Annotated in this window: 11 protein-coding genes; 4 read left to right on the top strand and 7 right to left on the bottom strand. The window is 72.6% G+C overall.

All coding sequences use genetic code 11. From position 1 onward, the window contains the following. Positions 1 to 38: 38 nt before the first annotated feature. From ACWCQM_RS25705 to ACWCQM_RS25725, 5 genes are read right to left on the bottom strand one after another with little or no spacing between them, the layout of a single operon-like run. On the bottom strand, positions 39 to 851 hold the full coding sequence (locus ACWCQM_RS25705; protein ID WP_450917491.1) for a DUF1295 domain-containing protein: 813 nt from the start codon (positions 849 to 851) through the stop codon (positions 39 to 41). Further along, on the bottom strand, positions 848 to 2,233 hold the full coding sequence (locus ACWCQM_RS25710; protein WP_450917492.1) for a class I SAM-dependent methyltransferase: 1,386 nt from the start codon (positions 2,231 to 2,233) through the stop codon (positions 848 to 850). The genes ACWCQM_RS25705 and ACWCQM_RS25710 overlap by 4 nt, the downstream gene beginning before the upstream one ends. Then, positions 2,230 to 3,495 carry a class I SAM-dependent methyltransferase gene (locus ACWCQM_RS25715; RefSeq protein WP_450917517.1) on the bottom strand — a complete coding sequence of 422 codons (1,266 nt, stop codon included), beginning with the start codon at positions 3,493 to 3,495 and terminating at the stop codon, positions 2,230 to 2,232. The genes ACWCQM_RS25710 and ACWCQM_RS25715 overlap by 4 nt, the downstream gene beginning before the upstream one ends. 50 nt (positions 3,496 to 3,545) lie before the next feature. Continuing rightward, the gene (locus tag ACWCQM_RS25720; RefSeq protein ID WP_450917493.1) at positions 3,546 to 4,274 is read right to left on the bottom strand and encodes a DUF1365 domain-containing protein; all 729 of its coding nucleotides are present in this window, start codon (positions 4,272 to 4,274) and stop codon (positions 3,546 to 3,548) included. Beyond that, positions 4,268 to 5,539: an NAD(P)/FAD-dependent oxidoreductase gene (locus ACWCQM_RS25725; protein WP_450917494.1), complete on the bottom strand. Its 1,272-nt coding sequence runs from the start codon at positions 5,537 to 5,539 to the stop codon at positions 4,268 to 4,270. The genes ACWCQM_RS25720 and ACWCQM_RS25725 overlap by 7 nt, the downstream gene beginning before the upstream one ends. 221 nt (positions 5,540 to 5,760) lie before the next feature. Between ACWCQM_RS25725 and ACWCQM_RS25730 the strand changes: the two genes are divergently transcribed. The 4 genes from ACWCQM_RS25730 (at position 5,761) to ACWCQM_RS25745 (ending at position 9,669) form a co-directional block, all read left to right on the top strand. After that, complete coding sequence (locus ACWCQM_RS25730; protein ID WP_450917495.1) at positions 5,761 to 7,329, top strand: molybdopterin-dependent oxidoreductase; 1,569 nt, start codon at positions 5,761 to 5,763, stop codon at positions 7,327 to 7,329. A 69-nt stretch (positions 7,330 to 7,398) separates the two neighbouring features. Further along, positions 7,399 to 8,046 (top strand): fasciclin domain-containing protein, encoded by a 648-nt coding sequence (locus ACWCQM_RS25735; RefSeq protein ID WP_450917496.1) that lies wholly within the window; start codon positions 7,399 to 7,401, stop codon positions 8,044 to 8,046. A gap of 31 nt (positions 8,047 to 8,077) precedes the next feature. Continuing rightward, positions 8,078 to 9,088 (top strand): ADP-ribosylglycohydrolase family protein, encoded by a 1,011-nt coding sequence (locus ACWCQM_RS25740; RefSeq protein WP_450917497.1) that lies wholly within the window; start codon positions 8,078 to 8,080, stop codon positions 9,086 to 9,088. A gap of 89 nt (positions 9,089 to 9,177) precedes the next feature. After that, entirely contained in the window at positions 9,178 to 9,669 is a 492-nt protein-coding gene (locus ACWCQM_RS25745; RefSeq protein ID WP_450917498.1) for an SPW repeat protein, read from the top strand. Positions 9,670 to 9,753: 84 nt separating this feature from the next. Here the strand turns inward: ACWCQM_RS25745 and ACWCQM_RS25750 are convergent, their stop codons facing one another. Together ACWCQM_RS25750 and ACWCQM_RS25755 are read right to left on the bottom strand one after the other, a co-directional pair. Continuing rightward, positions 9,754 to 12,582 (bottom strand): DEAD/DEAH box helicase, encoded by a 2,829-nt coding sequence (locus ACWCQM_RS25750; RefSeq protein WP_450917499.1) that lies wholly within the window; start codon positions 12,580 to 12,582, stop codon positions 9,754 to 9,756. A gap of 93 nt (positions 12,583 to 12,675) precedes the next feature. Beyond that, entirely contained in the window at positions 12,676 to 13,566 is an 891-nt protein-coding gene (locus tag ACWCQM_RS25755) for a diacylglycerol kinase (RefSeq protein WP_450917500.1), read from the bottom strand. Between the last annotated feature and the right edge of the window lie 14 nt (positions 13,567 to 13,580).

A 13,580-nucleotide genomic window follows, 5' to 3' on the forward strand; every position in this document is an offset into this window, starting at 1 on the left:
CCGATTGCGAGGCCGGGGGCACACCCCTGTCCGGTGGTTCAGCCCCGGCGGAGCGTCCCCGGGGGCAGCGGGAGGAAGCCGCTGGTGCGGGCGGCGTACTCGGCGTATCCCGGCCGTCCCTCCATGTGCCGCTCCAGCAGGGCCTTGCCGCTGCCCTTGGTCAGCAGGAGGCTCATCACCACGGGCGACACGAGGGTGGTGGCCGCGACCGCGGGGTCGCCGCAGACGACGAGGAAGAGCCCCCACCAGACGCAGAAGTCGCCGAAGTAGTTCGGGTGCCGGGTCCAGGACCACAGCCCCCGGTCCATGATCCGGCCCCTGTTCGCCGGGTCGCGCTTGAAGCGGGCGAGCTGCGCGTCGCCCACCCCCTCGAAGACGAGCCCCACGGCCCACAGCGCCGCCCCCGCCCAGGCCCACGCGTCGAGCGGCCCCGGAAGGTAGTACCCGGCCTGTACCGGCAGGGAGACGAGCCAGACCAGCGCGCCCTGGAGCAGATAGACCTTCCGCAGGGCGTACAGCGCGGGACGGCCCGGCGCCTTGGCCAGCATGGCCTCGTAGCGCGGGTCCTCCCCGTGGCCCCGGCCCCGCCGTCCGATGTGCACGGCGAGGCGCCCGCCCCACACCACGGTCAGCACGGTCACCAGGAGCCGGCGCGCGTCGTCGCCGTCACCGGCCGACATGGCGTACGAGACGAGGGCGACGGCCGCGAAGCCGAGGCCCCACGCGACGTCCACGATCCTGTGCATCCCCTTGCGCAGGGCGGTCAGGAACGTCACGAGCATGACGGCGAGGGCCGCGCCCCCCGCAGCCGCCAGGTTCGTGGCGAACTCCTGCCAGGCGAAGCCGTTCACCGGCCGGCCCCCGTGCGCGGCCCGGCGGCGTCCTGGGCACGGCCGCCCCGTCCGGCCGGCCGGCCGAGGCCCTCGTACCAGCCGTGGCGGGTGAGGGGCATGCCCGCCGAGCCCTCGGCGCCGGGCCGGACCGAGAGGATCTGGTCCACGCCCATGCGCCGCTCCTCGAAGGCGAGGGCGCCGCCCACCAGGTAGAGGCGCCACACCCGGGCGGTCTCCTCACCGACGAGGGCCGTGAACTGGGGCCAGCGCTCCTCCAGCGTGCGGTGCCACGCCTCGACGGTCAGCACGTAGTGCTCGCGCATCGATTCCACGTCACGGACCTCCAGCCCCGCCCCTTCGAGGAGCCCGACCGTCTCACCGAGCGGGCGCATGTGCATGTCCGGGGCGATGTACGACTCGATGAAGGCCCCTCCCCCGGGGGCGGTGGAGCCCCGGGACATCTGCTGGACCAGGGCGCGGCCCCCCGGCCGGAGCACGGAGTGGAGCAGCGCGGTGAAGGCCGGGTACTCGGCGTCCCCGACGTGCTCCCCCATCTCCACGGTGGACACGGCGTCGTATCCGCCCCGGAAGTCGGGCAGGCCGGGGACGTCGCGGTAGTCGCGGCAGTGCACCTCGACGAGGTCCTCCAGGCCGCGTTCCGCCACCTGTCCGCGTACGTACGCCGCCTGCTCCCTGGCCAGGGTGACCGCCGTGACGCGGACCCCGTGCCTGCCCGCCGCGTGGAGGGTCAGGGACCCCCAGCCGCAGCCGATGTCGAGGAGCCGGGCGCCGGGCCGCAGCCCGAGCTTGCGGCAGATCAGCTCCAGCTTGTCGCGCTGGGCGTCGGCCGGTCCGTACTCCGGGCCGGTGCCGGTCCAGTAGCCGCACGAGTAGGCCATGGTCTCGTCGAGCAGCAGGGAGTAGAAGGCGTTCGACAGGTCGTAGTGGTGGCTGATGGCCGCCCGGTCGCGGGCCTTGCTGTGCAGGGCGCCGCTGAGCCCCGCCCGGGCGGCAGGAACCGGCGGGCGGGGGCCGACCGCGCCGAGGCGCAGTGCGGTCCCGGCCGCCCGCAGGCGGTCGGCGACGCGGGGACGGGGAAGGCCGAGGCCCTGTTCCCGTGACGCGCGGCGCATGGCGCGCAGGCCATCGCCGAGGTCGTCGGCGATGTCGATGTCACCGGTGATGTAGGCCTCGGCGAGGCCGAGTTCGCCCGGCTGCCACAGGAGCCTGCGCAGCGCGCGGCGGGAGCGTACATGCACCGTGGGGGCGTCCTCGGGGCCGGTCTCGCTACCGTCCCACATCCTGATCCTGACCGGCGGCGGACCGCCGAGGAACTGCTCGACGACCGGCGCGATCCGCTGCGCCGCTCCGGCGCGCGGGGTGTCGGCAAAGGTGTTCACGCGGTGTCCTCACGGGTCAGGAGAATCTGCTGCACATCGAGGTAGCCGGACCGGAATCCGGCCTCGGAGTAGGCGAGGTAGAAGGTCCACATCCGGCGGAAGGTCGCGTCGAAGCCGAGCGCGTCGACCTGGGCGGCCCGCTCCTCGAAGCGCTCCCGCCAGAGCCTCAGGGTCTCGGCGTAGTGCGTGCCGAAGGTGGTGCGCTGTCTCGTCCGCAGGCCGGTGTGGGCGGTGGTGACGCGTTCGACGGCCTCGGTGGAGGGGAGCAGCCCGCCGGGGAAGATGTACTTCTGGATCCAGGTGTAGGTGCTGCGGCTGGCGAGCATCCGGTCGTCCGGCATGGTGATGGCCTGGAGCGCGATGCGCCCGCCGGGGGCGAGGCAGCGCTCCAGTGTCCGGAAGTACACCGGCCAGAACTCCTCGCCGACGGCCTCGATCATCTCGACGCTGACGATCGCGTCGTACTCCCCCGTGGCGTCCCGGTAGTCGCAGAGCCGCACGTCGACCCGGTCCTCGTGACCGGCCCGGCGGATGCGGCCCCGGGCCAGCTCCCGCTGTTCCCGGGAGAGCGTGAGGGTGGTGACGCGGGCGCCCCGCGCGGCGGCGCGGATGGCGAGTTCGCCCCAGCCGGTGCCGATCTCCAGCAGTTCGGTGCCGGGGCCCACGCCGGCCAGGTCGAGCAGCAGGTCGATCTTCCGGTGCTGGGCGGCGGGGAGCAGGCCCTGCTCGGCGGGGAAGCCGCGGAAGACCGCCGAGGAGTAGCTCAGCGTCTCGTCGAGGAAGAGGGCGAAGAGGTCGTTCGACAGGTCGTAGTGGTGGCTGATGTTCTCCCGTGAGCCCTCGGGGGTGTTGGACTGCGAGGCGGGCTGCCGCAGGGCCCACAGGCCGCGCAGCTTCTGCAGCGGTGCGGGGACGAGGTGCGCGGCGTTCCCGGCGAGGACGCTCAGCACTCCGACGAGGTCGGGCGAGTCCCACTCCCCGGCCATGTACGACTCGCCGAACCCGATGAGGCCGCCCGCGCCGATCCGCCGGAAGAACGCGTCGGGCCGGCGGATCTCCATGAGCGGTCCGCCGAGCCCGATGCTGTCGCGGCCGGCGAAGCGGGCGCGCAGCGGAAGCCTGGACAGCGCGTGCCGTACGAGCCGTTCGGCCACGGCCGTCCTGATGGCGGAGGCCCGCGGCTGGGCGGCGACGTCGGGCCATCGGCCGGGATCGACGCCGGTGAGGGGGGTCGTCGCAGCGCGCTTCTGGGCCGGGATGATGCCGCTGCTGCGGGGGGAAGAGGTGGAAGAGGTGGGAGAGGTGGGCACCTTCACTGCATGCCTTCCTGGGGCTGGTGACGGGGGCGGGGCTGGACGGGCAGCCGGCGCAGGAACAGCCGGATGCCGTGCAGGCGGATGGCTGCGGACACGACCGCGGTGGAGAAGGGGTGGCGCAGGAACAGCCGCAGCAGCTGGGCGGGGGTGCCGGGGCGCCGGGTGCCGCGTACGGTCGCGGTGAACGGGCGTGCGTCCTGGCGCTCCAGATGGACCGTCAGGCTCAGCCGTCCGTCCGGTTCCGGCAGCCGCATGCGGTAGTCGCCGTCCACGGGGAAGAACGGCGACACGTAGAAGTCCTTGCCGGCCGCCGCCCGGTCCCCGGCGTCCGGGCGCAGCAGGTAGCAGTGGCGTTCGCCGTAGGTGTTGTGCACCTCGGCGACCACGCAGAGGGGGCTGCCGTCGGGGCGGTGGCACCAGTAGACGGTCAGCGGGTTGAAGACGTGTCCGAGGACGCGGGCCTGGGTGAGCATGGTGACGGTGCCGCCGGCGAGGTCGATGCCCCGGGCCGAGAGGAACCGTTCGAGCCCGGCCCGCACGGTGGGCGCCGTACCGCCGAAGTGGTCACGGGCGTCGAAGCCGGCCAGCGGGCGCAGGAGCACGGGCAGCTGCGGCGGGCGGTCCGGGTCGATGAGCCACAGATAGGTGCGGTGCCGCAGGGCGTATCTGCGGGGCGCGGTCCGCACGTGGGTGATGGTGCACGGGTAGAGGGCGCTGCTCACCATGCCACCCCCAGCGCGGCGGCGGCCTCGGCGCCGGACCGGCACCCGTCCTCGTGGAACCCCCAGCCGTGGTAGGCGCCCGCGAAGGCGGTGACCGGCCCGGAGAGCGCGGGGAGCCGGGCCTGGGCGGCCACCGACTCCGGCGTGAACACCGGGTGTTCGTACACCATGCGGGCCCGTACGGAGTCCGGGTCGACCCGGTCGGCGCCGTTCAGCGTGACGACGAACCGTTCGGGGGCGTCCAGCCGCTGGAGGCGGTTCATGTCGTAGCTGACGGTGACCCGGTCGGCGTCGGCGGCGCAGGACGGCATCAGGTAGTTCCAGGAGGCGGCGGCGCCCCGGCTGCGGGGCAGCAGCGTGGTGTCGGTGTGCAGGAGCGTGGGGTTGCGGGTGTAGCGGAACGCCCCGAGCGTGCGCCGCTCCTCGTCGGTCGGGTCGGCGAGCAGCCGGAGTGCCTCGCCGGGACGGGTGGCGAGGACCACCGCGTCGTACTCCTCGGTCGCGCCGTCCTCGGTGACGATCTCCACGCCGTCGCTGTGCCTGCGGACCGTCCTGACCGGGGTGGCCATCCGCAGGGAGTGCGCCTGCTTGACGACGCGGTCGACGTACTCGCGTGACCCGCCGGTGACGGTCCGCCAGACCGGGGAGCCGCCGATCGAGAGCATCCCGTGGTGCTGGAGGAACCGGAAGAGGTAGCGGGCGGGGTAGAGCGTCGCGGTCACCGGGTCGCAGGACCAGACGGCGGAGACCATGGGGGTCAGGAAATGCGCGCGGAAGTAGGCGGAGAACCGCCCGCGCGCCGCGAACTCCCCCAGGGTCATGTCCCCGGTCCCCTCCGGCATGGCGAGCAGCGCCCTGGCCGCCCGGTGGAACCGCGGCACCTCGGTCAGCATCCGCAGGTACGGGCCGCGTACGGCGGAGCCGGGCCGGGCGAACAGCCCGGCGGCGCCGCGGGCGCCCGCGTACTCGAGTCCGCACCCCTCGCAGCGCACGGACATGCTCATCTCGGACTCCTGTGTGGGCACTCCGAGTTCACCGAAGAGCCGGAGCAGATGCGGGTACGTCCGCCGGTTGTGCACGATGAACCCCGAGTCGACGCGGTGTGTCCGGCCGTCCGACGAGGTCAGGTCGTGGGTGTGCGCGTGCCCGCCGGCGCGCTCGTCCGCCTCGATGAGCGTCACGTCGTGCGCCTTCCCCAGGACGTGAGCGGCCGTCAGTCCCGCCACCCCGCTGCCCACTACGGCTGTGCGCCGCCGCTCCCCTGACATCCGTGTTCCCTCCGGTCGTTCGTGCCTGGCCGGGGTCGTTCCCCAGTGCCCCTCAGAGGTCATTCGAGACAGCGGGCGCCTTGGATTGGCCGATGATCGGACTTCCCTCGATCGGGTGAACGACCAATCCGGTGGGCGGTCCGCGCCGAATTCCCGGCGTGACAAGAGACCAGGACGTTTCGCTGAGACACGGGGGCGGCGGGCCCCGGCGATCCCGCTGGGTGCGCGCGTCGTACGCCGCGCTCGGCGGTCTGATCGCCGGGTTCACCGCCCTGTGCGTCGCCGAACTGGTCGCGGCTGCCGTGCGTCCCGAGGCGGGTCCCGTCACGGCCGTGGGCGGGGCGGTCATCGACCGCACTCCCCCGGCCGTGAAGGACTTCGCCGTACGGAGCTTCGGCACCGCCGACAAGCTGGTCCTGCAGCTCGGGATCCTCGTCCTCCTGGCGGCGTTCGCCATGGCGGTGGGGGTTCTCGCGCTGCGGCACCGGTGGAGCGGCGCCGCGGCCGTCCTGGTCTTCGGTGTGGTCGGGGCGGTGTCGGCGGCCGGGCGGCCCGAGGGCCGCCCGGCCGACGTACTGCCCTCGGTCGTGGGCGCGCTGGTGGCCGCAGGGGTGCTGTATCTCCTGACCGGACGGCTGGCCCCCGTCGACGTTCCGCCTCCCGCGGCTGGGGAGACGGGCGACGGCGGGGAACAGAGCGCCTTCGACCGCCGCGGATTCGTCCTGGCGGCGACCGCAGCGGCGGCGGCCTCGGCCGGTGCGGGACTCCTGGGGCGACGGCTCCAGGCATCCCGGCTGGCCGGGGTCTCCGCCTCGCGGGGTGACGTCGTGCTCCCCGCGCCGGCCTCACCCGCCCCCGCGCTGCCGGGCGGGGCGGAGCTGGACATCCGTGGCCTGAGCTCCTTCACCACCCCGAACAAGGACTTCTACCGGGTGGACACCGCCCTGGTGGTCCCGCGTGTCGACGCGGACCGGTGGCGGCTGCGCATCCACGGGAAGGGGGTGGCGCGACCGGTCACCCTCACCTTCCAGGACCTCCTCGGGCGCGAGCTCGTCGAGCGCGACATCACGCTGACCTGCGTGTCCAACCAGGTCGGCGGTCCGTACATCGGCAACGCCAGGTGGATCGGCGTACGTCTGGCCGATCTGCTGCGCGAGGCGGGCGTGAAACCTCCGTCGAAGGGCGGGCCCGCGGACCAGATCGTGTCGCGCTCCGTGGACGGGATGACGATCGGCACCCCGGCCGAGGACGTCATGGACGGCCGCGACGCGCTGCTCGCCGTGGGCATGAACGGCGAACCCCTGCCGTTCGACCACGGCTTCCCGGTCCGCATGGTCGTCCCCGGCCTCTACGGCTATGTCTCGGCGTGCAAGTGGATCCAGGACATCGAGCTCACGACGTACGACGCGTACGACGCCTACTGGGTCGAGCGCGACTGGGCCCGCGAGGCTCCGGTCAAGACCCAGTCACGGATCGACACGCCCCGCCCCTTCGCCGCGCCGCGGGCGGGGACCGTGCCGGTCGCCGGTGTCGCCTGGGCCCAGCACCGGGGCATCGCCCGGGTCGAGGTCCGGGTCGACGGCGGGGCGTGGCACACCGCGAAGCTCGCGGCGGGGACCGGCCGTGACACCTGGCGCCAGTGGGTGTGGGAGTGGCCCGCAACGAGGGGCCACCACACCCTCGAGGTCCGCGCGACGGACCGCACCGGCGCCACACAGACCGGCAAACGGGTCGGCACCGTGCCCGACGGTGCGACCGGATGGCACTCGGTGGTGGTCGACGTGGCCTGACCACCGCAGCCCCACCGAATCTCTCTTTCCTTTCCCTCTGTTGAACAACGATCCACTCAGGAGCACACCATGAACACCCGTCACCTGCGCCGTGTCGCCGTCACCGTCTCCGCCGCGGCCCTGCTGCCCCTCGCGCTGACCGCCTGCTCCTCCGACTCCGGCGGTTCCTCCTCCGACTCCGGCGCGGACAAGGCCGCGTCGAGCGCGCCGGCCAAGGAGACCGAGAGCGCGGCGGCCATGGACGAGCCGTTCGGCCCGGGCTGTGCGTCCGTGCCGAAGGAGGGCGCGGGCTCCTTCGCGGGCATGGCCCAGGACCCCGTCGCCACGGCCGCGTCGAACAACCCGGCGCTCTCCACGCTGGTGACGGCCGTCAAGCAGGCCGGCCTCGTCGACACCCTGAACAGCGCCGAGAACATCACGGTGTTCGCCCCCACCAACGACGCCTTCGCCAAGATCCCGAAGGCCGACCTGGACAAGCTGCTCGCGAACAAGGCGGAGCTCACCAAGGTGCTCACCGCGCACGTGGTCGGCGAGAGGCTGACGCCGGCGCAGCTGGAGAAGGGCTCGTTCGACACCCTGGCCAAGACGAAGCTGACGACCGCGGGTTCGGGCGAGGAGTACACCGTGAACGACTCCTCCAAGGTCGTCTGCGGCAACGTCCCGACCGCCAATGCCACGGTCTACATCGTCGACACCGTCCTGATGCCGGCCGCCTGACCCGTCGTGCCGCCGTCAGTACGCTGACGGGATGACGACGCCCGCGAGCCCCGAGGACCGTGCTCTCCGACCCGACCGGAGCGGCACGGACCGCGGGGCTCGTGCGGTGGGCGCGGTGGTCGGGTCCGCGGCCGGTGACGCCCTGGGCGCCCCCTTCGAGTTCGGGCTCCCCGGCGTCTACGGCGCCAGGTTCCCGGACGGGATCGGCGCGATGTGCGGGGGCAACGGCTGGGATCCGGGCGAGGCGACGGACGACACGCAGATGGCCGTCCTCGTCGGGGAGTCGCTGCTGGAGCGGGGCGGCCTGGACCTCCCGGACATCTTCGGCCGGTTCCGCCGGTGGGCGGCGGCCGAGCCGAAGGACATCGGCCTGCAGACCGAGGACGTGCTCACGAGCGGCGATCCCTGGGACCTTGCCGCCGCACTCCACTTCCAGGTCAACACCCGCGCCGCGGGCAACGGTTCGCTGATGCGCGCCACCACCTCGGCGGTGTACTTCGCCCGCGCGGGGCGGACGGCGACGATGGACGCGGCGCGCCGGATCGCGGCCCTGACGCACGGCGACCGGGCGGCCTGGGAGGGCACGGCCGTCTTCCACGAACTGGTGCGTGTGGCGCTGGAGGGCGGCGATCCCCTCTCCGCCGTCGACGACGCGCTGGCGGCCGTCCACGCGGACCACCGGGCCCGCTGGGCCGTCGTCCTGGCCCCGGACTGGCATCCGGACGACGCCACCGAGTTCAACGGCGCGGTGTGGCCGTGTCTCGGGACGGCCCTGTGGGCGCTGCGCACGACCGGCGGGTTCGAACAGGCCCTGGGGGCGGCCGTGGACGTGGGCGGGGACACCGACACGGTCGCGGCGGTCACCGGCGGGCTGGCCGGCGCGGTGTACGGGGCCGGTGCCGTCCCGGAGCGCTGGACGCGTCTCCTGCACGTACCGCTGCCGGGATACGGGGGCCGTCTGCTGCGGGCCGGGGACCTGGAGGTACTGGCTCTCCGGCTCGACGGATCCGCAGAATCAGGCCACCAGAAGAACTACACATAAGAGACATATAAGAGCACACTGGTCTCAAGAGCTGATGACCGCACTTCATCATTGCGGTCGCTCCGGCAAGTCCGAAGGAGACCATCCTCATGAGTAACCTCTCGCACACCGGAAGGGACGTTTCCGGGAAGACCCGAGACGTCTCCGGACACACCGGAAGAGACATCTCCGGGCACCCCGACGCCGAGGAGATGCGTGCGCGCCACGACCGCGTGATCAGCGGCGGCGGCCGGACCACGGCCATGGCGGACGCGCCGGTGTTCCTGCTCGGTCTGTACTGCGCCGTCTCGCCGTGGGTGCTTCACTTCACCGCGAGCCAGCCCTCACTGGTGACGCACAACCTGGTCATCGGTATCGCGATAGCCGTCCTGGCACTCTGCTTCACCGCCATGCCCGAGCGGATGACCGGAATGAGCATGGCCATCGTCGCCCTGGGCGCCTGGCTGATCGTGTCGACCTGGGTCGTGGGCCAGAGCCCGGACACGGGCGTCATCCTCAACAACGTGATCGTCGGTGGTCTGGCGATCGTGCTGGGGGCAGCCTGCGCGGGACTTTCGATGAAGAACCGCAAGAAGACCTGACGGGAGGACACACCGGAGCGGCCACAGGCGCGCACACTCCGCCTGTGGCCACTCGTCGGCCCGCCTCGTCCCCCGGGGCCCCGCTCAGCCCACCGAGCTGTACGCGACCACACCCCGCAGCACCGCGTCGACGGCCTTGTGGGCGTTCTTCGCGACGGAACTCCCGTCCCGGGGCGCGGCTGCCGCGATCTGGCCGAGCACGTCGATGACCTGCTTGCACCACCGCACGAAGTCGCCGGCCGGCATCTCCGCCTCGCGGAGCACCTCGTCCAGCGTCCGGCCCGAGGCCCACATGTAGACCGCCCAGGCGAAGCCGAGGTCGGGTTCGCGCTGGCCGACCCCTTCCGTCTGGCTGATCTTGAAGTCCTCCTCGACGGCGTCGAGCCTGCCCCAGATGCGGACCATCTCGCCCATCGCGACCTTCGCAGGCCCGGAGGGCAGCTTGGGTGCCACCGCGTCGTCCGCCTGGCGCGCCTCGTAGACCAGGGCGGAGACACAGGCCGCGAGCTCGGCGGGGTTGAGCCCCTCCCAGACGCGCTCGCGCAGGCACTCGCTGGCCAGCAGGTCGAGCTCGCCGTAGAGCCGGGCCAGCCGCCTGCCGTTGTCGGTGACCTCGTTGCCCCGCAGGTAGTCGAGCTCGGTCAGGAGCGCGACGATGCGGTCGAAGGTCCGGGCGATGGTGTTCGTCCGGCCCTCGATGCGGTTCTCCAGCTGACGGGTGTCCCGCTGCAGCCGGTGGTACCGCTCCGCCCAGCGGGCGTGGTCCTCGCGCTCGTCGCACCCATGGCAGGGATGGGCGCGCAGCTCCGTGCGCAGCCGGGCGATCTCCCGGTCGTCGGCCGCCGCGGCCCGCTGCTTGCGGTGGCGTCCCGGGTCGATGTGGCCCGCCTTGCTCCGCAGGGCCGACGCCAGGTCACGGCGGGACTGCGGGGAGCGCGGGTTGAAGGACTTGGGCACCCGCATCCGCTCCAGCGCCTCGACCGGCACCGGGAAGTCGATGCCGGCCAGCCGCTTGACCTGCCGCTCCGCGGTGAGCACCAGGGGGCGCGGTCCGTCGTGGTACTCCAGCCCGCGGTGGCCGTTGGTCCGGCCCGCGGGCAGCCCCGGGTCGAGGACCAGGGCGAGCCCGGCGAACTTGCCGGTGGGCACGTGGATGACGTCACCGGGCTTCAGCTTCTCCAGGGACGCGGCGGCTGCCGCGCGCCGCTGGGCCGCGCCCTGCTTGGCCAGGTCCGTCTCGCGGTCCTTGAGGTCGCGGCGCAGCCGCGCGTACTCCTCGAAGTCCCCGAGGTGGCAGGTCATGCCCTCCTTGTAACCGGCGAGCCCTTCCTCGTTGCGCTGGACCTGGCGGGAGATCCCGACGACGGACCGGTCGGCCTGGAACTGCGCGAAGGAGGTCTCGAGCAGCTCGCGCGACCGGTGCCGGCCGAACTGCTGCACGAGGTTGACCGCCATGTTGTACGACGGGCGGAAGCTGGACCGCAGCGGATACGTACGCGTACCGGCGAGCCCGGCGAGCGCGCCGGGGTCCATGCCCCGCTGCCACAGGACGACCGCGTGGCCCTCGACGTCGATGCCGCGGCGCCCCGCCCGCCCGGTCAGCTGGGTGTACTCGCCGGGGGTGATGTCGGCGTGCTGCTCGCCGTTCCACTTGACGAGCTTCTCCAGCACCACGGAACGCGCGGGCATGTTGATGCCGAGCGCCAGCGTCTCGGTCGCGAAGACCGCCTTGACCAGGCCCCGGACGAACAGCTCCTCCACGACCTCCTTGAAGGTCGGCAGCATCCCGGCGTGGTGCGCGGCGATGCCCCGCTCCAGGCCCTCCAGCCACTCGTAGTAGCCGAGGACGTGGAGGTCCTCGGGCGGGATCGACGCCGTACGCTCCTCGACGATCTCCCGGACCAGGTTGCGCTTGCTCTCGTCGTTGAGCCGCAGCCCGGCCTGGAGGCACTGCTGAACGGCCGCCTGGCAGCCGGCCCGGCTGAAGATGAAGGTGATGGCGGGCAGCAGCCCCTCGGCGTCGAGGCGGTCGATGACCTCGGGCCGGGAGGGGGTCCAGATCCGGCTGCGCTGACGGCGCTCGCGCTCGCGGTCCGCCTCGCGCACCATCTTCCCGCGCCGGCGCTCGCGCGGGTTGTAACCGCGCTGGTTCTCCATCCGCGCGAGGCGCACGAGGTCCGGGCTGACCTCCCGCCGGCCGGTGCCCCGGCCGCCGTGGTCCGTCTCCTCCTCGAAGAGGTCGTACATCCGCCGCCCGGCCATGACGTGCTGCCACAGCGGCACGGGGCGGTGCTCGGAGACGATCACCTGCGTGTCGCCGCGCACGGTGTCCAGCCAGTCGCCGAACTCCTCGGCGTTGGACACCGTCGCCGACAGGGACACCAGGGTCACCGACTCCGGCAGGTGGATGATCACTTCCTCCCACACGGCGCCCCGGAAGCGGTCGGAGAGGTAGTGCACCTCGTCCATGACCACATAGCCGAGGCCGGTGAGCGACTGTGAGCCCGCGTACAGCATGTTGCGCAGGACCTCGGTGGTCATGACGACCACCGGCGCGTCCGCGTTGACGCTGTTGTCACCGGTCAGCAGACCGACCTTGTCGGCGCCGTAACGCCGGACGAGATCGGTGAACTTCTGGTTGGACAGGGCTTTGATCGGCGTCGTGTAGAAGCACTTGCGGCCCTGCAGCAGGGCCAGGTGCACGGCGAATTCGCCGACGATCGTCTTGCCCGAACCGGTGGGGGCGGCGACCAGCACCCCCTTGCCCGCCTCCAGGGCCTTGCATGCCTCGATCTGGAACGGGTCCAGCCCGAATTCGTACATGTCGCGGAAGGGCGCGAGAGCCGTGGCCCGCTCGGCCGCACGGACCCGGGACGCCTGGTATCGCTCAGCTGGTGAGAGGTCCTCTGTCATCTTGATACGAGCCTACCCGCCTCGTATGACAGTCAGCCCGATCTTTAATTCATGGTGCAAGGACCGTCTGTGCCAGGGCTCGGACCCGGTGTCTCAGGGTGCGAGGACCCTGACCGCACCGGGTACGCAGGTGGCGGTGAGCGGCAGCGCGCCCAGCGGCTCGCCGTCCGCGTAGGCCGTGACCCCCGGGGCGGCCAGCTCGATCGAGGAGACCCGGTGCACGGTGACCTTCGGGTGCCCCAGGTGCGTGCCCCTGTACACCTTCGGAAAGACCTTGAGCAGGGTGGTCCTGCTGCAGTCGCCGACCACGGTCACGTCGAAGAGGCCGTCGTCCATGAGAGCGTCGGCGCAGATCCGCATGCCGCCGCCGTAGGTGGTCCCGTTGCCGACGGCGATCAGCGTCGCCTCGATCTCGCGCACCGGGCCGCCGTCCAGCCGCAGGCGGTACGGGACGGGCTTGAACGCCGCCAGCTCGGCGAGGATGGCCAGGTCGTACTTGAAGCGTCCGCCGACCCAGCGCATCCGGTTCCCCCGGTCGTTGACCCGTGAGTCGAAGCCGGATGCCAGCACGGAGCCGAACCAGCGCTCCCCGACCCTGCCCAGGTCGATCGTGCGGGCCGTGCCCGCCTTGAGCGCCTCGGCGGCGAACCGTCCGGCGGCGGCCGGATCACGGACAGGGAGCCCGAGGGCGCGGGCGAGGTCGTTGCCGGTGCCGACGGCCACGGCGCCGAGCGGGGTGCCGGTCCCGGCGACGGCCTGGAGGGCGAGGGACATCATGCCGTCCCCGCCCACGGCTATCAGTGCCCCGGTCCCGCCCGCGACCGCCTCCCGGGCGCGCCGCAGCGCGTCGTCGGCGTCCTCGCCGAGCACCGTCCGTACGGAGAATCCCGCGTCCCGCAATGCGGAAGCGGCCGGCTGCGCGGCACGCGCGCCCCGGCCGCTTCCCGCGGTGGGATTGACGAAGAGGGTGATCTCGCTGGTCACCCGCCGGACCTTAC

It is taken from the genome of Streptomyces sp. NPDC002125 (assembly GCF_053593715.1).

Excerpts from the sequence above, each read along its gene's own strand:
- ACWCQM_RS25720 (WP_450917493.1), bottom strand. The coding sequence starts at position 4,274 with ATGGTGAGCAGCGCCCTCTACCCGTGCACCATCACCCACGTGCGGACC.
- ACWCQM_RS25725 (WP_450917494.1), bottom strand. The coding sequence starts at position 5,539 with ATGTCAGGGGAGCGGCGGCGCACAGCCGTAGTGGGCAGCGGGGTGGCG.
- ACWCQM_RS25735 (WP_450917496.1), top strand. The coding sequence starts at position 7,399 with ATGAACACCCGTCACCTGCGCCGTGTCGCCGTCACCGTCTCCGCCGCG.
- ACWCQM_RS25740 (WP_450917497.1), top strand. The coding sequence starts at position 8,078 with ATGACGACGCCCGCGAGCCCCGAGGACCGTGCTCTCCGACCCGACCGG.
- ACWCQM_RS25745 (WP_450917498.1), top strand. The coding sequence starts at position 9,178 with ATGAGTAACCTCTCGCACACCGGAAGGGACGTTTCCGGGAAGACCCGA.
- ACWCQM_RS25750 (WP_450917499.1), bottom strand. The coding sequence starts at position 12,582 with ATGACAGAGGACCTCTCACCAGCTGAGCGATACCAGGCGTCCCGGGTC.